Source organism: Ferrimicrobium sp. (assembly GCA_022690815.1).
Lineage (GTDB): Bacteria > Actinomycetota > Acidimicrobiia > Acidimicrobiales > Acidimicrobiaceae > Ferrimicrobium.
Genome location: JALCZJ010000013.1, coordinates 1 through 18,750 on the forward strand (window position 1 = coordinate 1; position 18,750 = coordinate 18,750).

General features: G+C 53.9%; 19 protein-coding genes. 7 read left to right on the forward strand and 12 right to left on the reverse strand.

Annotated features, from left to right (window positions below; translation table 11 throughout):
• On the forward strand, window positions 1–181 hold a 181-nt coding region (locus tag MP439_05540), incomplete at its 5' end, for a hypothetical protein (GenBank protein MCI2975522.1).
• Between the two features lie 485 nt (window positions 182–666).
• Here the strand turns inward: MP439_05540 and MP439_05545 are convergent.
• The 11 genes from MP439_05545 to MP439_05595 all read right to left on the reverse strand — a co-directional run bounded on the left by MP439_05545 (window position 667) and on the right by MP439_05595 (window position 12,334).
• Window positions 667–1,560 carry a hypothetical protein gene (locus tag MP439_05545; protein ID MCI2975523.1) on the reverse strand — a complete coding sequence of 298 codons (894 nt, stop codon included), beginning with the start codon at window positions 1,558–1,560 and terminating at the stop codon, window positions 667–669.
• Between the two features lie 92 nt (window positions 1,561–1,652).
• On the reverse strand, window positions 1,653–2,603 hold the full coding sequence (locus tag MP439_05550; GenBank protein MCI2975524.1) for a hypothetical protein: 951 nt from the start codon (window positions 2,601–2,603) through the stop codon (window positions 1,653–1,655).
• Between the two features lie 16 nt (window positions 2,604–2,619).
• Window positions 2,620–2,889, reverse strand: coding sequence for a hypothetical protein (locus MP439_05555; protein ID MCI2975525.1), 270 nt, complete (start codon window positions 2,887–2,889; stop codon window positions 2,620–2,622).
• Window positions 2,890–2,970: 81 nt separating this feature from the next.
• Window positions 2,971–3,600, reverse strand: coding sequence for a hypothetical protein (locus MP439_05560; GenBank protein MCI2975526.1), 630 nt, complete (start codon window positions 3,598–3,600; stop codon window positions 2,971–2,973).
• A gap of 68 nt (window positions 3,601–3,668) precedes the next feature.
• On the reverse strand, window positions 3,669–4,262 hold the full coding sequence (locus MP439_05565) for a hypothetical protein (GenBank protein MCI2975527.1): 594 nt from the start codon (window positions 4,260–4,262) through the stop codon (window positions 3,669–3,671).
• A gap of 1,258 nt (window positions 4,263–5,520) precedes the next feature.
• The gene (locus tag MP439_05570) at window positions 5,521–6,492 is read right to left on the reverse strand and encodes a hypothetical protein (GenBank protein ID MCI2975528.1); all 972 of its coding nucleotides are present in this window, start codon (window positions 6,490–6,492) and stop codon (window positions 5,521–5,523) included.
• Window positions 6,493–6,496: 4 nt separating this feature from the next.
• Window positions 6,497–6,973 carry a hypothetical protein gene (locus MP439_05575; protein MCI2975529.1) on the reverse strand — a complete coding sequence of 159 codons (477 nt, stop codon included), beginning with the start codon at window positions 6,971–6,973 and terminating at the stop codon, window positions 6,497–6,499.
• Window positions 6,974–7,329: 356 nt separating this feature from the next.
• Complete coding sequence (locus MP439_05580; protein MCI2975530.1) at window positions 7,330–8,103, reverse strand: TIGR04255 family protein; 774 nt, start codon at window positions 8,101–8,103, stop codon at window positions 7,330–7,332.
• A 705-nt stretch (window positions 8,104–8,808) separates the two neighbouring features.
• Entirely contained in the window at window positions 8,809–9,789 is a 981-nt protein-coding gene (locus MP439_05585) for a hypothetical protein (GenBank protein ID MCI2975531.1), read from the reverse strand.
• 308 nt (window positions 9,790–10,097) lie between these two features.
• Window positions 10,098–10,805 (reverse strand): nucleoid-associated protein, encoded by a 708-nt coding sequence (locus MP439_05590; protein ID MCI2975532.1) that lies wholly within the window; start codon window positions 10,803–10,805, stop codon window positions 10,098–10,100.
• A gap of 653 nt (window positions 10,806–11,458) precedes the next feature.
• Complete coding sequence (locus MP439_05595) at window positions 11,459–12,334, reverse strand: DUF2971 domain-containing protein (protein MCI2975533.1); 876 nt, start codon at window positions 12,332–12,334, stop codon at window positions 11,459–11,461.
• Window positions 12,335–12,605: 271 nt separating this feature from the next.
• Here MP439_05595 and MP439_05600 point away from each other — a divergent pair, with 271 nt between their 5' ends.
• On the forward strand, window positions 12,606–12,935 hold the full coding sequence (locus tag MP439_05600; GenBank protein ID MCI2975534.1) for a hypothetical protein: 330 nt from the start codon (window positions 12,606–12,608) through the stop codon (window positions 12,933–12,935).
• 233 nt (window positions 12,936–13,168) lie between these two features.
• Here the strand turns inward: MP439_05600 and MP439_05605 are convergent, their stop codons facing one another.
• Window positions 13,169–13,429 (reverse strand): hypothetical protein, encoded by a 261-nt coding sequence (locus MP439_05605; GenBank protein ID MCI2975535.1) that lies wholly within the window; start codon window positions 13,427–13,429, stop codon window positions 13,169–13,171.
• Window positions 13,430–13,432: 3 nt separating this feature from the next.
• Between MP439_05605 and MP439_05610 the strand changes: the two genes are divergently transcribed.
• From MP439_05610 to MP439_05630, 5 genes are all read left to right on the forward strand, one after another.
• Window positions 13,433–14,080 (forward strand): hypothetical protein, encoded by a 648-nt coding sequence (locus MP439_05610; GenBank protein ID MCI2975536.1) that lies wholly within the window; start codon window positions 13,433–13,435, stop codon window positions 14,078–14,080.
• 549 nt (window positions 14,081–14,629) lie between these two features.
• Window positions 14,630–16,135: a pentapeptide repeat-containing protein gene (locus MP439_05615; protein ID MCI2975537.1), complete on the forward strand. Its 1,506-nt coding sequence runs from the start codon at window positions 14,630–14,632 to the stop codon at window positions 16,133–16,135.
• A 6-nt stretch (window positions 16,136–16,141) separates the two neighbouring features.
• Window positions 16,142–16,345 (forward strand): hypothetical protein, encoded by a 204-nt coding sequence (locus tag MP439_05620; GenBank protein MCI2975538.1) that lies wholly within the window; start codon window positions 16,142–16,144, stop codon window positions 16,343–16,345.
• A gap of 6 nt (window positions 16,346–16,351) precedes the next feature.
• Entirely contained in the window at window positions 16,352–17,248 is an 897-nt protein-coding gene (locus MP439_05625; protein ID MCI2975539.1) for a hypothetical protein, read from the forward strand.
• Window positions 17,249–18,108: 860 nt separating this feature from the next.
• Window positions 18,109–18,747: a hypothetical protein gene (locus MP439_05630; protein MCI2975540.1), complete on the forward strand. Its 639-nt coding sequence runs from the start codon at window positions 18,109–18,111 to the stop codon at window positions 18,745–18,747.
• Window positions 18,748–18,750 lie beyond the last annotated feature (3 nt).

The following is an 18,750-nucleotide window of genomic DNA, read 5'->3' on the forward strand; positions in this document are numbered from 1 at the left end:
TGCGCTCGCCAACTCCATGTTAAACGTCGTCTGGCATCTCCTTACCAATGGAGAACTCTACCAAGATCTAGGGGCTGATTACTTCGAGAAGCACAACGATCCCGAAGCTCAGGTAAAGCGACTGGCTCAGCGGATCGAGGCTCTCGGGTTCGACGTCACCGTAACCGAGAGGGTCGCCTAGCTCGAACGATTCACGAAACCTCTACCACTCTCGCATCGTGGGATGCTTAGGTCTTGTCGTCCCAATTCTCCAGGTGGTGGGGCATTACACTTTAGCACTCTCAACATCGACTGCGTTGAGTGTTCGCATAGGCGCCTTGGACTCCCTTTTGATCTTTAGCCATGCACGATAATCACGTACCGCCCAGTCTCTTGCACTTGGGTCACCGTCAAGATCAGCGCATGCCAGCCACGCGAGATATCCACCCACTCGTGACTCATAGGCACGGCTGGTGTTAGTCGAGAGCGGTGACTTTGTGAGAGCAAGGCGATAGGTTTCAAGAGCAGCAGTCATAGGGGTGGTCATAGGGGTTAGCGTAGTGCGAGGGTGTGACTCGTAATATCGGAAGGTGTTTTGGGTCCCAAGTGGTGGGGTTTTGTCCCAGTATCGGAAGTTGGCACCGGGTCGAACTGCTGATACAGGTGATTATCGGAAGGTTGGTCTAGCTACGGGAGTGTTCCTGCCTTGAAGATCGGAACAAAGCCCAACTCACCGGCAAACTCTGCAAGTAATGGCTCAAAGTGGTGGGTATTGAAGAATCGATCAACAGCCCAGCCGGCCCAGGCACAAGCGCCGATGGCGATCCAGAGGTCATACCGTATGAGAAAACTGTCCGCTTCGGAGGCATCGAGGTCGGGTGGGGTAGAGGCGTCTGCCTTTGGATAATCAAGAACGGCAGGAAGCAGTACGCTAAAGAGTCCGGGGTGTAACCGCCCAGACAGCAACCCATACTCGTGGTAGATCCTTTCCCCTGTATCGAGTCGGTCACAGACTTGTTTGATCTTCTGCGGCCAAGTTTCAGTATCCTGGCTATCGCCAGTGGGGATGAGTGATGCAATCGCCTCCACGACCTCACCTTCTGGCACGTCTTGTCCGCCAACGAAGTCAAGTAATCTCTTTAATTCCTTGCGATGTCGAGACGTGATGCTATCAAAAATGGTTTCAGAGTCCTCCGTACTGGAAAAGGCCGACAATAAGAAGGCATGTTCCATCGCTGCTCGCACATTGGCAACTGCGATCCCCCCGAGTCCTTCTGATGCCAGCAGGAGGGAGGCATGCGCCTGGTGGAAGGTGGTTGTCAACCAACCCAGCGCAGTCAGATCATTGACATCTCCGTGGTTGGCAGAAGGTGGATCGTAACTCAAGAACGCCTGCCACAATCCATGTTCGTAGGTTGACAACACAGCAGACGGGGGTATTGTTAGTACTCCGTGCATCATGTCGACCCACGCTTGGGGGCGTTCGGAGTCTGAAGTCGAAAAGACTCCATTGAGTAGAGTTCTTATCTGAGCGAGCCTTTCTCGGGGGCTCCCTCCCGATTCACCTGCGTCTTCGTTCATATGTACTCCTCAGCTTAACCACGGGTGAACGTGATCGGTCATGGTATCAGTGCAATAGGTTCTGTCACACGTTTCAGAGTCGGGACCAACCGTCAGGTAGAGGGTGGTTCATTGCGCTCAAAGCAAGCCATAGTTCCAGCAGGTAGGCCAACCGTGGTCGTGGCCTCGAGGATCTCGGCGAGGCTGGCATCTTCGTTGGGGTGCCAGCTCACCCGACGATCCTTCGTTTGAGACACTGGATCACAGAAGAAGGCATAGGCACCAAGATATTTGACACGATACTCGCCAAGGAGCCATAGCGATGAGAGCCTCTCCTGGGTGCCCGGGATTAGTGGGAGTCCGGAAAGTTCATCGGTGACATCTCGGCCATGAGGCTCCTCCTCACTTACGTGCAGATGCAGTGGTTGGGCTCCTGCCATGGATGGTTCTGGTGGTCCCAAACGGAGCCAGCTGAGCTGATCAAACTTCCTCTGGTAGGTCGGCCAGCCGTCAAAGACCATACTGAGGATGAGGTCGGGGGGCTCTTCGAGACCGTGCTTCAGATAGCGGTTTTGTACACCTTCTGGAAAGTAGAAACTGGCCTCACCTGGTGGTTCATAATAATCAGAACTACCTCCCTCAAAACCCGGTCTCAGGTCCGGTGGTTCGTGAGAGAACCCGTCCTCGGCGGTGACACCCAAGGAATGGAGAACCTCTCGACCTGCACGAAGATGGGCCACGGTGGTGTAGGAGATGAAGACAAGACACCAGGTGCGTGGGACGTTGCCGGTCGACTCTGGGTCAACAAAAACATGCGTCGTATCCTCTGGGTTCAAGGGGATTGGGTTGTCGAGCATGCACGTCGAGAAGAAGCCGACATCATAGATGGCGAAACTACGGGTGAATCCCCCAAAGAGCGACAGCTTCAACGTGCATGCTATGTCCTCGTAGTAGCCCTCGTTCCCCTGATAGAGCACCTCTGCCGTGGAGACATTGCTGCACCGAAAGGTACAGGGTTCCCTAAAGTCATCGCGATGAGAGGGTGGTGTTCCACTCCACGGCATAGGAGAGCTCCATTCTTTAGAAGATGTATTGACCTAAGAGGGGCAGTGCCGATTGTAGTACGTGATTGGATTTGGCGGATAGTCCACTCCAGCGCAATAGGGCCGTGGGTAGGCCGACTGGGGCAGTGTTGGGGATCGAGTAGGGACCAACGTCACTTTGTGTCAACGCTACGATACGCACCTGCAGATTCACATCGTCGTCGGCGTTGTAGTGAAAGTCCCTGAGAACACCAGCATCGTTCGGATCTTCCGTACTAATACCGATTCCATCCAGGATTGGTTGCAAGTCGAGCTTATGGTAGTAATAGGCCTTTGCCCAGCCAAATTGAAGACCGGGATAGTTGGGGTTGCGAGGCTCGTACAGGGGCTAGCCGAGCATCAGTCGTGGTAGTCGTTGCAGTTCCAGGATGGCCTCTGAGTTGACGGGTTCAAACCAGAGGTCGCTAGCCTCAATACCCCGACCGCTCACGAGTAATAGCGCTGGGAGCTCGTACCATAGTATCGACGCCCCAAAGGACCAGCTATCTCGATAGCGAACTCCTTCGGTGACGTACCTGTCGCCGTCGTAGTGATAATCGAAGTCGACCTCCTCGAGATATACTGGCGACATTTGGTTGCACCAAGGGTTGCCGTTCGCCGACCGCGCGCTCAGCTCGGGCTGCGACGCCCACCCCAGATCCGTTCTGCGGACAGTTTTAGCCCAGTAGGACATCTCGAAAGATTTCAGGCTCTTCCCTTGGGATGGCGGCTCAGGTATCCTCGTTTGGATCAACAAGGCCGGGGCTGTCCGAGGGATCACCCCCTTCTCGGCGACGTCGCTCGGATATTGGCCGTTCGGTCCTTGGGTCCTCAACACGTAGCCAAGTTCAACGTTTGATTCCCGACCCTCTGACACCATTGCTACAAGTTGATACATGTCGTCATGTTGATCACTGAGTCGGACAGCACCGACGGCGGCAGATGGCACTGCGCCAAAGCTGTCAATGACAAAGACCATCCGAACTTGCTCCCTTCCCGAGCATTCACATGCTCCACAAAGCTCATCTACCGCGTTGTCTTTGTGCTCTACGGCGGTAGCAACAGACGAGGATACCCACCAAACACGACATCCATGGGGTCCAGACGATACAAAGCAAGGTCGGATGCTCCGTTGCCTCGGATGGCAAGAATGACTACTAACTGGGAATCGTCGATGGTGATCAAGGTCGGAATCGAGACCAGTATCCTCCCCATAGTAAAGCAACGCAAGGTAACGTGATCATTACCCACAGGCAGGTCCAGGGGTGGGGCCTCTGTCGGTTCAGTTATCGCGCCCGGCCACCATGGGTTGGACTCCGCATCCTCGTGCCAACTTTGTAACTTGGCCTGTACCTTGGATAATGCAGTACGAGGATCAATGGTCAACCCTTCGATTTCGCGGAGATAGAAGCGAAACACGACATCGAGGCGGTTGGCTACCACCCCCGCGACAAACAATGATCGATAGGGAAGTTGACCATCGGAAAACTCCTTGGCATGCCTCGGGATCCAGGGATGCATCTGGATAGCGATCACCCCGGAATCGGACGACTGTAGTGTCGCTCTCGCGGACTCAGACTGACCATTGTGCGTGCCTTGACCATAGAGCAACGTCAGGTACCCGCCTCGTGGATCATCCATGGCGATAAGCTCCAGTTGAGATGCTCTCAGGCCAACGTATGTGTACTCCGTTCGAACGAAATCTACGGGATCAAAGGTCAATGAGCAACTCCTCTATCCTCTAGCAGATACGAACTACCATGAGTTCAAGCCGTAATAAAGCTCCGGCGTGTTGAATTAGCACCAACCGATACCCGTATCATAGACAAATCCGCTGAAATCAGGGCTAACATCGCCATACTGCTGATATGCCTCTATGGTAGGACTGTACGAAGACCATTCGAGTCCTCTTGGGTCAAAGTAGGTGCTTCCAACGTTATTCCCGACGTCATACGTCACTCTGAAGTCATCGGCATATTCGACTGGGGCGACCGAGTTTATCTCGACTTCCCAGCGGGTTGCAGTAGATGAGATAGAGGTTGCTGCTAGCGCCACAGTACCACATGCACCGCAGGACTGCACACTCGGACCATCACCCCCACCGAAGATATAGAGAGGCTCGGAGAACCCGGAAATCGAATGGGCTCTTGCGGACCCGATAAGTGGGTAGAACCCGATTCCAGAAGCTTCGGTGGGCATGTGATCGGCTGCCAATCCCATCCTAGTTCCCAAACTAGCGAGACCAAAACTGGCAGCTACGATAGCCCCCCTCGAATCACGTTCCGTACTCTCGTTATTACCCCCTCTATGGTAATCATCGCTACCAGAGTTATCTTCTGGTACAATTGAAAACCTAACACATCATGGCGACGATTGCACGACATTTGCAGTTATTACCGAAAGTTTATCATCTAGCAGGGAGTTTGGCAGGCCGTCTATGAGAGTGCTAGTTCCGGCCAGGAAGTGGTAATCGGATTGGCGAATGATTTGGCCGTGGCGAGAGAGTTGGACTGAGGAGTCGAGATCCAGCAAGTCTATGGGTGACCCGTTGAACCCTATGTGAGCCACCCACAATGTGAGAGGACGGACCAGAATAGATATGGGAGCTAAGTCCCTGTTGGGCCTGGTTGCACTCACCAGATCAGGTCATCACACAACTCCATTAGGGTGATCGGATGCGCAAACGAGGGCAACACCATCGCTCGGGGCTGCTCGCAGCTTCGGTGTCACGGAGACGACCTGGCATCGGTGCAAAGAATACCTATGGGGGCACAAAGGCTAAGCACCGCATCCCATTCAATCCAGCCCCAACTCCGTCGTGCATCGAACGAGTATCGGCAAGGGTCTTCGAGTTCTCGTGGAAAGGGTGTTGGACTCCCAACCTAAGCATCCCTGGCCGCTACCAGAAGGGTCTTTGTCCCAGTTCCGGGAGACTCAAGGGTACCGACTCCCTGTAGTCTTGGACCTTCATCTTTTCCAGCTCGACAAAGCGCAGCGGGGTCACTGTTGCGCCGCCGACCTGTGACTTCAATAATGTTTTCACATCGCTGCTCTGGCGCCACTGGCGAAGGGGGTACATCTGCTCGGCCTCGAACCGTCCATCAAGGGTGATCACAAACAACTCAAGTGTCTTTGGGTCAAGTAACGTGCCAGAGGTGGCGCGAACCCGCACTTGCTCAACCCGATCAATCCAAGTCGCCCCAGACTGCCTGCTTGTTTTGATGAACTGATCTAAGCTCTGGGCCAGTTTGACGATGGCGTCATGTGCCGCGGCCCGTCGTACCTTTAGGGCCAGACGATCGGCGAAGGCGTATTCTTCCTGTGTTGTGCGAAAGGCCCTCGTCGGTTGTTGAGCAGCAAGAACGGACTTTGAAAGAGGTAAAGATATCCGCAGATCCGCCGCCCACTCCTTTGAGTCTGGCGTGTGGGTAATCAGGACCATGTCAACTGCACGCCCCTTGTCGACGGCTGCGGCACGGTCAGTTCCGATCTGAGAGAGCTGAACGAGTGGGGAAACTTGAACAGTAGGGTGTCGCCCTCCCGGTCCCGCTGCGACGACATCACATGTCTGCGAGGTGATGATCGCCATGGGCTCTGGGGAGTTGTCATCGACCCCTAAACCGTTCGGATGCGCCCAGCGCTTGACACTCCACCCTCCATCGGAGCTAGTATCCATGTTCATACCGGTTAGACAGTCAAGACCGGATCCACTTCCCCAAAACAAGCGAATACCACGAACTAAATCGCCCTGTCGCCAATAGTCAAGTGAGTCCTTGAAGGGTGTAGCCTTCAACTTGTTGAGATCGAAGATGTCGTCCAGCTGATCTGTTATAGCCCACGGCAATGTCGGCTCCGACTCGATGGCGTCCATGCAATCAACTCTGGCCTTGGTCGGCTGCCTCTATGGTTTGTACCCGGCTGGCCCGGCCTCGTCGGTGTCTACCAGGTTCGGTATCGTGGTCATCAATTACGATTTCGCCGCCGATTGCGGCTAACCTCGCATACTCCGGGGCTCCCACGAGCGATCGCGGTTGCGAAAGGAGCATCTCACGCAGTTCCGCAAAATGGCCGCTCATGAAGAGTTGCTGGCGAGCTTCGTCTGTTAGAAGCCACTGTTGGATGGGGAAGTCATGAACCTCAGTGAAATCTTCAACGAACTGGACCAACTCCCATAAACGACCCTGACTGGCCAGCTGAGGCGTCATGACGCCCCCCGCCTTCCAGGAGTGGTATGTACTCTTTTTCACCCCAGCAGCAGCCAAGACGTCCTTAAGCGGGAGAGCAATTCGCCGCGAAGTCTCTTCGATTACCTCTACAACATTGTCGACACCAGAGACTGGAGAAGAATGCACGCGGCCAATCTCAGACGCTGGAGTATCATCCGTTGTCAGACCCAATACAAGCAAGGTCACGATGCAGGTAGGCATGTGATCACTTAGCACGAGAGGGATGCGCTGTGGTTCCCACTTACCACAGGATGGATCACTTGATTGTGATCGCGACGGATCCACTGCCATAGTCTCTCGAACAAACCACCGAGGCGCAGCGAGGGGTTCCCGAATTGCTTTATTAAACCCATTCAGAACTTCAAGCAAGCCAGGGTTAGAAACGACCCCGATGTGAGTATGGTGGTCGTTCGTCTCCGCCTCGCATGCTGCAAGGTCCTCGTAGTCGCCGAGTGTAGAGCCAGTAGGCGTGAACGTTGCGGTCACGTCGAGGCTCCTGCGTTGGACCGTTCCTCCACATCGATTGGCTGGAGGTGCTTCAGATAATCGGGCTTCAAGACCGCCTGAAACAAAGTGGCAGCAGTCCGACTCAACACTTCTATCCTTTCAATCACGTTAGCCTCACCTAAGCGTAGCGGTTCCGTGTCGAAGACATCGATATCTATGAGGTAGCTGGATGATCCCCCGACCGTGGCATCGAGAAAGGGGGCATGCCGCTCGAGAGCACCTTGAGTGTTGGAGAAGGCGAGCTCCACCTGTTGCTGGGAGGTCCGCACATGAACACCGAGATCCTCATGACACAACGATCCAAGGAAGTGCTCATTGAGGTGCGGGATCCACGACTGTGCAGTCAACGCGTTGGTGTCTACAAGACTATTCACATATCGGACACCGATGCGCATCACCAGGGAGGAGGGCTGCAACTCATTCATCGCAGTGACCATCGCCTTAATTGTGGAACGCATCGTGACACTCCAGTGGTCGTATCTAGAGGTCTGGTACACCACAGCCTCTGGGAGCAACGGCATCTGTGTCGCACCATCAGCCGACACAAACAGCCATCCGTGAGTACCTAACTTTACCTGAGGAAAAGCTGCCACGCCTGCCTGCACTTTCAAGGACAGGCGCTGCTGCTGAATCGGCTCCATGCGATCGAAGGTCACACCGAGTTCACCAAGACGCTCCTTGAAGCGCAGAGCCGAGTCAGGCGACCACTCTTCCTCTCGGGGTTCGGTCCGGAATTCCGCAACAGCCAGCTCTAAAGGCGGATGCGCGAGTAAAGTGCGATCAGCCCCAAGCAGCCCAGCGAGCGGACGACTCTTGACTCATGATTCCAATACTCATTCCACCATCGATATCAACCTAGACTTTAGTTGGACTCTCTGACAAACGAGTAGCGGGGTAGCTGAACTGCCAACTCACGGGTGCACGATCTGTTCCCCTTTTGCTTTGACATAAGCGGTGGGCTCCTTCATTGTCAATCGTGCGAGGGCCTAGACTCGCTCCTGTTAGCACTACGGCTCGCACATTTGCTCCCTCAAGGGGGTATTGACACCCCGCGCAACCAGCTTCTCGTTACTGAGAGTTTCCGGTCATTGACGTTCAATAATCACGTTCTTCGAGAATTTTACTGAGATGATCAAGATGGGACAACAGCGTTTTGTCATTTCTCAATCATCTTGATCATCCAAAACGGTTGTGAGCTGGGAATTGGCGAGCAGATGCTTCGGCAGTGTATCCCAAAATCTCAATCATGTTGATCATCCGTGTCCCAAAATCGGTTATTCATCTCAGTTTAGTTGATCACTTCGGCGCAAGTCCGAAGGGATTGAGTCTGGTTCGCCGGTTCGGTGTGACTCACGGATGTGAATACGCTGATGTTTGGTGCTTGTTGGGGCCGTCCAAGCGGGATGCTTTGGCCCGCATCAATAGGTGGCGGGCGCCGGGTGGTGGTGAGTTGGTTAGAGTGTGACCGGGGTGCCCCAAACTTCTGACAGAGATGTCAGGAGATCGGTTGGTAAGTGTCGCTGCCAGACGTCTACCAGAGCGAATGGGTCAACCGTCAGCCGTTCGAACACCAGTAGACATTCGGGCTGCGACAGAAGAACATTGCGATCATCCTCCGCGTAGTCAGCGAATATCTCGTCCAGCTTCTCGCGATGGGTCTCAACAAACGTGTCCAGCGTGCTCTTATAGTCACTGGCGTTATCGGAACCAATTAGAGGGAGCAGTACGGTGATGATCCGCTTTGATAGATCGACGTCCGTTGGCCGTGCAACCAAGGTCCAGAATTGCTGCTCCAAGATAGTTAACATACGCGCCTCCTCGTAGCCGGGAAGCCGACGGATTTGATCGCGACCCCGCTCGACTTCGCCATCAAAAAGTTCTAAGAGTGCCATCAGACGATACACCCCTCGAGCCACCTCACTGGGTGCTTCTTGAACTGGTTTATATAACAATTCATGTGAAACTGTTGCCCAAAGATTTTGGGCCTGCGTATGCAACTGGATCTCGCAGACCAATTCGCCAGCATCCTCTGTGCTTCTTGGTGGGTTTCCCTCATCGGGGACAGATACCTCGAAATGAACTCCGAGATACCGCAATCTGTCCGGTGGAAGATCCCGTCGCTTATCCTCATAGTGGCGTACATGGAAGAGGTTTCGAATGATTTGCTCGACCTCGCTAGCATGAGATTGGTACAGTGTAATGACGCGCACGCCGGCTTTGTCGTGGATATCATCCCAGGGCGACGCGTAGTCCTTGCGAAGGGCTTTCTTGAGGAAGCTAGCAGTGTCCTTTGCGCGACCTTCGACACTGCATGGAAGCCCATGCTGGCGGGTGGCCGTATGTAGCTGTTGAACTACCGAGGCAGCGAGAGCCTGATATCGTGGTTGCTCGGCCTGGTAACGTTCTCGTAGCGCCATTAAGTCAATTGCGGTCATCGCAGGTTAGCCCGACATTTGTTTCAACAGGTCGGTTACCTCGACTTTGGCTTTGTTGTTTGCTAACTCGGTTATTATGACAGTGCTTCCTATACTTTTGGGTGGTGCAAGGACTACAACACCGCTCTCGAAACCTATATGAATCCGCCGGAGGTGACTCCGGACAAGGCGGATGTCCTTGTCGAAGCCGGCCGTGGGCAATCGTGCTTCGTCCATCTGTTCAATGAATGACGATCGATCGGTGGTGTCGAGATAGTTACTTGCAAAGTCTAAGAGAGAGACTTTGCCTCGGGTTGAGTTCAATTCAGCTAACAATGACACCTGGTATCGGGCCTTGGTTTCCGGGTCAGCAATCTTATCATTGATAAATTCTCTGCAGCCCAGAAAAAACGTTGAGTGGTGATCTCTGGCTGCTCACGTAGACGGCAACCAAGAAACCGTTCCAGGAAGAAATGGGCGACGGTGCTGTCATAGCTGCGCTGAGTGTCGCAGACCCAACCATCGACGGAATTCAGACCGGCTTCAGCCTGTACGAAGAGACCGACCTTAAATACCTTTGTACGCTTGGTTAGCATGAGGTCCTGGAGGTGCTGAACACTGAATGTACGCTTTCCGTCGGTCTCCCCGAGTTCTACGCGAGCTCCCTCTTCCTTCTCCAGCTTCAAGATAGCAATACCGCTCCTGTCGGCTACGCTAACGCCGCACACCGTCAGTAGTCCTTCTGGGCTATTCCCCGTTTGACAGCGATAGAGGTGGCGAGCCATCTCCTGGGACATCGCGACGAAGCCATTTGCTTTGGGAGCCAGGTTGTTGAGGATTAGGCGCGGCACTGGCGAGGGGGCTGAAGCATCCAATTCGACTTCGTAGGCGGCGGAGCCGAGGCTGCTAGCTATGCGTTCCTTGAAAAAGTTACGTATAACCGGAGTGAGAGGACTGTCTACATCACTGAGTATGGGTTCGCCGCTGACCGCGCTGGCCAAGTGGTACGGCACCGCGTGGACTATGATCTTCTTCACTCGCAATCGCCCAAGATCCTGAACCACAGCCCCTCCGTACAGTCGCCTTAGAGTAGTGATCCTAGTCCAGGCGCGCACGGCTAGGGAGTCTTCACTGAGAGGGGAAGTTTGGGTTGATGGGGTTGGGCCTGCCAAGGCACACGAGAAGTAGGTGATGCAGTGACGGCAAACAGTGGTGCGGGCAACGCAGGACTCCCAAAGGATGGGCAAATGTCGCGTGCTGAACCGCCACCGTCAGACTTAGCCACTGCACCGTCAGCCACCGCACTGACGGATTCACGACCTCCACACCGTGCTCCGTCTCTGGTAGGATGAACCATCAGAAGGGAGGCATGGATGCTTATCATAACCCGCAAGGAGGGCGAGAGGATCGTCATCGACGATGACATCGTGATCACAGTGGTGGAGGCGAAACGGGGTTCGTGCGGGTCGGGATCGACGCGCCGCCGGAGGTAACGAGCGCACGAGAAGACGCATAACCGATTGGGGTCGAGTAATCCAGTGGTGCGCCCCACATGAGATTAGGTGGAGGGTAAATGGCTCCGAAACTTGCATATCCCAGGGCGAGACACAACCATCGAGCAGATGGCCTATCTATGGGAGCAAGGAGCAGCGCCAGCAGGATGGCCGAACTGACTGTGCCACATCTTTGTTCAAGCTCGAAGTGGGATTGCCGAATGCGTGATTGCCACATCATCGTAGCCGGATGATCCGAGCAGCAGTCGGATTGAGCGCTCCGCAAGGCCGGGGTTCTGAGTTGGACCGATGACAATTTCTCCAATGGGGAGCCGAGATGGGGATGTCGCACCGTATCCGTCGACCAGCACATACGGCACGGGACCAAGCGAGCCGGTGCGAAATCTAGGGAGACCGGCGTTGATCAGCTTCGCTCGATTCAGCCGAACGATAATACGCCATTCCTTCTCTTCAGCAAATCCAGGATGCTTGTAGAGGAGTGCTTTGGAGCCGATGTCGCCGAAGTACCCGTCTTTGAATGAGTTCCAAGCGTCAAAGAGAGCCTCGCAACTCTCTCCTGTGGGCTTATTGTGTCTCAGGGCTTTCTTCAGTTGTTTCTGGATCTCTGCTCTCTGCATAGTGGGGTCGTAGCCGACCCGCTCGAACTTCCAGGAAGTGGGCGGATAATCTGGAGCCAAACGTTCCTTCTCAATTCGCTTGAAACCGATAGCGAATCCCCCGGTCCCTCTCGCGTATCCACGCCATTGGCTCAGAAGGTCCTTTTCTTCACAAAAGCATGCGATGAAGAACGACATGTCATCGCGGAGTGAGTCGAGCGCAAGCTCTCTTGCAAATTCGATCATGCCCACGACTTCTGCTCTACCAGGAGGATACGGGTGGTCACTCTTTATGAGTCGTTGTAGTTCCTCGCGAATGAGTTCGAAGACGTAGGTGAACTCACTGGCATCGTTCAGGTAAAGCGCATCTGTTGCCCATAGTTCTGCAGTCGTGATGATGCCGACTAGGCCTGCGGCATCCGTGTAGTGGTATAGCAACTCTGGACCATCTCCCACGGTGGAACGTTTGCTCGGTGCAGGATCCGTATGCCGAAACCTAGTTTTGGTGCGCGATGAGGACACATACTTACGCTAACATCCATGCCTTCCTATGACTGCATTTCGTCTCGCCTTCAAGAACATCGCGGAGCTTCTTCGGCGCGACTGATCCCAAGATACTGGACGCGCCGTCCTTCTTGCAAGCACTGTCGGTTCCGACGAGTTTGCGTCTCGCACACCCCAGCTCACGGTCTCCAGAGGCATCGGAACATCGCGCCTCAAGGAGATAGTGGACAGCCGACGGAATGCCATCCGCACTACCTCGACGCTCGTGCGTGAGCAGCCTCTAGCATCAATGGTTCTCCTCAGGCAGTTCTACGAACCCAACGTCAACGGCGACGACAAGCTGCGGGCGTATTCGCTTCAGTGTGAAAAGTCGAGGCTGATTGGACACGGCGAGGTTGCCAAGTGCGACCACTTCGTCAAGATCGACAGTAAGGAGACAGGACGCGTCTGTGGCTTGGTTGAGCAGGATCTGCCACAGGCATTGTCCGTTGCGAGACATGCCGAGTCATCGGGACCCGGTGCCGATGTGAACAGATCTGACAGCTGGCGCTAGCTTTAGTGAGCCAAAACCGCCAGCCAACTTCGGGGAAGGTGATTTTTCTGAACTAAACTTGATTTTCTGCCATAAATGGACGATCAAAATGTCTTAGAATGTTGGCAGGTCGAAATTATGAGGGGCAAAATGGAGGACATCTCGAATGGCGGCGCCTTGGCAGTGCCCGCTGGAGTAGATCCCAACTGGCAAGATAAAATTGCCAGAGCGAAGGAGGCGAGGGATGCCGCTCTTCAACGCCGTGAGGGGAAGCCAGTCATATTCTCTTCCGGGTGGACGATTTGCAATTCGAAGAACCAATAGTCACTCACCCCACGCAGTCGCCTCTGTTCCATGCGGAGAATGCCGAGAGATATAGCCGTCAGACGCTGATCGCCGAGTATGAAAGGATTCACGATTGCAGGCTGGTCGTTGTATTTGACCAGCTTATGCCTTATAGCGTTTCCTTTTTCGAAGAACTGATTTTTGACGCGAATCGAGAGGAAGACCTCCATGTCATGCTTGTTACTCCCGGAGGCGACGGAGAAACCGCAGTACGATTGGTGCGCTCCTGCCAGGAACGATGCAATCGTCTCACCGTTCTGGTTCCTGATCAGGCAAAGAGTGCCGGAACGATCTTCGCTCTGGGGGCGCATGGGATCGTCATGGGACCCACCAGCGATCTTGGACCAATCGATCCTCAACTGTCAGCGCCGAACAGAGCGCTCATATCTGCCAAGGACATCATTGCTGCGGTCGCAGAAGCTGAGGCAGCGGTGCAAGCCAAGCCTGAAACGTTTGCGCTCCATGCTGGCCTTTTGGCTGATGTTACCGCTTTGATGGTACAACAAGCGCGATCAGCTCTAGCGCGCAGCGCTGACTTGATGAAAGAGGCAATCGCAAGCAATCCAGATCGCAGCAAAACCGAAGCAGATGAACTCTCGAAGAGGTTGCTCGATCCCCTCATCGACTCCCCAAGATTTCATGGAGCCCTTCTTGGAGCAAATGATGCCAAAAGTATCGGATTGCCCGTTGAAAGAATAGATCCTGCATCTGACCAGTGGAAGCTCGTATGGCGATTATGGACAAAGTACTTGACACTTCGCCACCGGATCTACGAGGGGGCACGAGCGTCGAAAATCGTTGCGCCGTGGCCAATAGATTAGTGGGGAGCACCTCGGCATTCAGATGGACGGGGACAAACAATTAGACATCCATCCGCATTGTGATTGCCGTGGTCGAATCAAAACGAGGCTCGGTGCGGATCGGGATCGAAGCCCCGCCACAGGTGGCGATCGCACGACTTGGCGATCAACCCGTAGAGATTGAGTGACTATACGAGATACGGGGATCATGAGAACAGGTGTCGAGTGCATGACCCCGACATTGGTGAGCAGAGCAGATGGCTGGTCCATGGGAGCAGAGAACACGGCCTGATCAGTGGGGTGATCAACTTTGCCGGAATTTTGCTCAAACCTGTTGGCCAAATCTACGACCGTGTCTTTGGGTTCGTCCGCTTCTCGGACGAGAACATACCAAGGCTTTGCTGTTTGTAGGTGTGTCTTGGCCAGGTCACATCGCGATAGAACGAGTGCCACCATGGATCAAAGAATTGGGGTGGTCTAGCCATCCCAATGGGGTTCGCTTGCGAAGAGCTCGGTAACCAAGGCAGAGATTCGAGCGGTAAGATTACTCCAAGTTGGGGGTTGGTGTGCATGGTAGAGAAACCAGACAACGAAGGTAGATTCGCTTGGATCCGTAATCCATCAAAACAAGGATCGATCTTTCAGCACTCACTGGTTGTTATAACCCCATTGGCAATACTCGCAATTGTCGCTCTGGTCTTTGGATTCATATTTGCTGGTGATAACTCAGGAGCCAGAGTGCGGATGATCGAAGCATCACTCGCAGTCATAGGCGGAGCAGGTGCAGCGGTAGCCCTAGTAGTCAACTACCGTCGCCAGCAAGTACTCGAGGAACAGAATAACAGAGCTGTAGACCAGGAAGCATTCAATAGAAACGAAGTCCTGGCAAGGCGTGATATAGATCGTCAGGAAACTCTTACCAAGCACTTCTCTGACTTCACCAACCAGCTAGCAGACGACAGAGTACCGGTCAAGCTCGCAGGGGTCTACTCGCTCTTTCGTCTAGCCGACGAGTGGAAGGAACACCGCCAGCAGATTATCGATGTTCTCTGTGGTTACCTGAGACTCCCTTGGCGAGATGAGGAAATTCTCGTTCTCATACCAGAGGAAGAGAGGCGAACAAAGGTCAACCCCGCATGGACAACGGAGCACACGGTCCGCGAAACTATCCTTCGAGAGATGGTGAAGAGAATGCAACAAGGGGGGACTTTTGTGGAAGCCGCCTACGCTTATAACTACAGCGGTGCAACCTTCTCTGGGGACGCGTACTTCATGGGAGCTATTTTCTCCGGAGATGCCGATTTCACCGGTGCAACCTTCTCCGGGGATGCCTACTTCATGGGAGCCACTTTTGCGAGAGTGTCCTTGTTCGTTAAGACCACGTTTTCCGGGGACGCCCGCTTTGGAGCCATCGATGTCATCGGTGGTCCCGACAGCGATGGAGGCCCTGCAACCTTCTCCGGGGATGCCTACTTCATGGACTGCATGTTCGAAAAGAAGGCGCAATTCTGGAAGACTACCTTCTTGGGAAAGGTCTACGCCTTTAGAGCTATCTTCAATGAACGTGCTAATTGTACCAATGTTACTTTTGATCAGTCACTGGAAATGAATCTAGCAAAGTTCAAGGACGGGGTTGACTTTCACCGTGCTGACTTCCAGGGGGACGTTGAATTTATCGAGACGAAGTTCGAGAGAGGTGGAAAGTCTGTTTGGCGCGCTGCGATGTTTGATGACGCTAAGTTTAGAAGTACCTCAACGTTTGATGGGGCGGTCTTTGACGGCGTGAGCTTTTGTGGCGTGAAGTTGTGCAGTGGGGCTGATTTTACTAGAGCGTCTCTGGCTGAGGCTACATTCGCTGATGCTGCTCTTAGTGGCTACATCGATTTCACTAACAGTAGGTTCACGGGAGCCGCCAGCTTTACATCCGCCACCTTGAATGTGGATGTAAAGTTTAACCCTGCAAGTTTCAAAACATCCGCTGATCTCCAGGATATCAGCTTCAGTGATGGTTGCGTCTGGCCCACTGGCATCCCTAATCCTCCACCGTCAAACATCACCATCTCCATCCGAAAGTAGACATAAATGGAGCGTGTATTTGGACATATTTCAGGCAAGGTAAAGGTGATCCACGATTTTAATGATTATTGCCGATGGCGGTCAGCGCTCTCGCGCGTGGCAAGTTTCAGCGAGAGCAAATCGCGAGGCTCCAATTCGGAGACCGGCTGGATCGGTCAAGTGTTGGCGAGCACGGAGTTGTTGAATAGCAACAACAAGAAAGAAGGTTAGCACCATATGGATTCAGGACTTTTTGGCGAAGGGAGTATCCGGCTCGACTGGACCGATGTCGATGGCTTTCCTGGATTGACCCCCCAGCTCATTCTCAAGGGGGAACTTACGGCCAAAGGGTATGGGGTCGGGGCTGTTGTACAGATTACTGCCGAAGTCACGGCTTGGGATATCGTTAGAACGCATGCATTCCTCGGAACGACAGCACCACGATCGTACGTTCTGAACTGGATCGACAACTACAGTTATGTCCAACCGAATCCTGCTCCAAAGGATGAGAAAACTTGGAACGTTGAACTGAAGTTGCCGATGGCTCCTTCAGTCATCGAGGGACTCGAAGAGCGTCGCCAGGGCAAAGACTTCTCGCTGAAGATCGACACGACGGTGCTCCTTGTCGACGACGGTGAACCGAAGAGACCACGAACACAAAGCTATTACGCCACGCACCCAGTGAGGGGCTCTCAGGACCAAATTCGTATTGACCAGCACAAATGGGCTACAGTGCTCGAACGGTGGGAGCGAGGGGTGGGCATCCCTGTATTGGTGCCGCTCGTGGCGCTTGAGCCCAATGCAGACCGAGCGGATGTCATCCGCCACATCAAGTCAGCAAGACAGAAGATCGATGGTGCAGACTACTTGGGTTCATTCACCGAAGCCCGGCTGTCTTTGGAACTGCTTCGCAAACTGAGTCCTGTAACGGTATCGCTTCCGAGAGACCCGAAGAGCCGTGATCCTCTACAGCGAATTCATGGTGTGATCGATGCACTTCACAGCCTTGGGAGTGCGACGCTGCACACCGATCCTCCAATTAAGGACTTTGTACCGATGCGAGCCGATGCCGTTGCCTTGGTTGCTGGTACGGCAAGTGTTGCACAACAGGTCTTCGCCTGGCTCGATCGTTGATGTGGCAGGGAGCACCGTAGCTATCTGATGTGATATGAAATACCAGCTCGGCAGGCCACGGACCACATATCATAACAAAGGACAGTCGCTAAGTTAAGAGAGGATTATGCAAATTTCGGCGCTACTTTCGGGTAGGTCAACCTAGTTTCGCAAACGGCCCCCAGGTCAGGGCATGTGCCAACCCTATAGACCTGCAGGAAAACGCAACGGAGCCTACAAAGTGGCAATGGTGTCAGCGAAACGTGTGCCCTTTTAACCCTGCGGCCTTTGCAACGATTTAGCTCTCCACAAGTGTGGAAGGCCTTTTGGATTATGAGCGCCTGTCTCAGCTCTACTCTGCTCGCCCCTCTCGCATTTCAGGTGGATTATATAGTATTCACCACTCCAGTCCATTACTGATGAGAGAGCCGTGTCCGTAAACTACGTGGTGTCGTCTTGTTTAAGGCCTATGTCGCACACCCAGAGCGATTGGCGTACACAATCTCCACATCGCCTGCGTTACCGATCGCCACTTGGAGCGCGAAACCGGCCAAAGAAGTAACTGATTCACTGAAATTATTCAAAAAGTATCTCGAACCACATGACACGCGTCGTGATGATGATTAAGATGTCGGTGTTAGCGGGGTCATTATCAATGATAACTCATAACCCCGACGTGGGAGGGCGTGATGCGCATAACGCACAGGAAACTGATCATGGTGGTTGCATCTCTAGTCTTGGTCTTCGCTGCAGCCGGGAGCTTCGCATTGACGAGGAGGTCTGCGCCGCGCCTTGTTCCACTCAAGTCAATACCGTCCTCTAAGAACACGGGGGGTCCACCGTGGGAGCCATCCCAGCGTGGAGGCGCGACTAGAAGTGCGGTGGTAAGCTCTCCACTTTGTACGTCGACGCAGCTTGAGACGCAGTACTGGACCAGCTTGCCGGGATTCGACAACCAGATGAGTGGCTTCAATCTCATCAATAAGTCAGGTCAGGCATGTTCGCTGCCGGTGTATCCTTCCTCTCTGTATCTGGCAAATGCCGACGGCACCCCAGCGACGATGCCGCTGCTACCTGGTCCGGCGGGGGAAAAGGGATCGAGTGACTTCTTGGCCTATGGGTCCGCTAAAGCTCCTGCGACATCATCATTTGCGATCCCTCTCAGCCCTGCTCCCATCACCCTCGCTCCAGGTGGTACGGCAGTAGACATCCTTTTCGGTACCGTCGGTGTCAATCAGCAACCAGGAGATCCCGCTTGTATTTCGACACCCGTCGGAGGTAGCATCGCCGTCTCACTGGGAAATGAGTCCCCGGTACACGTGTACATGCCCGCTAAAGCAGGGACGTCAAAGTCGCTGATTGATCCAACCGGAGCTCCCTTTTCGTCATGCACTGCAGTGGCGTTCTCCCCGTTTATCACCTGGAGTGAGGCGAGCAATCTCGTCGGTGCTCCGTATACCCGCACTAGTCAAGGAGATCTCCCGCTCAAGAACACCGCGGCCTTTATTAACGCGCCGTAGGTG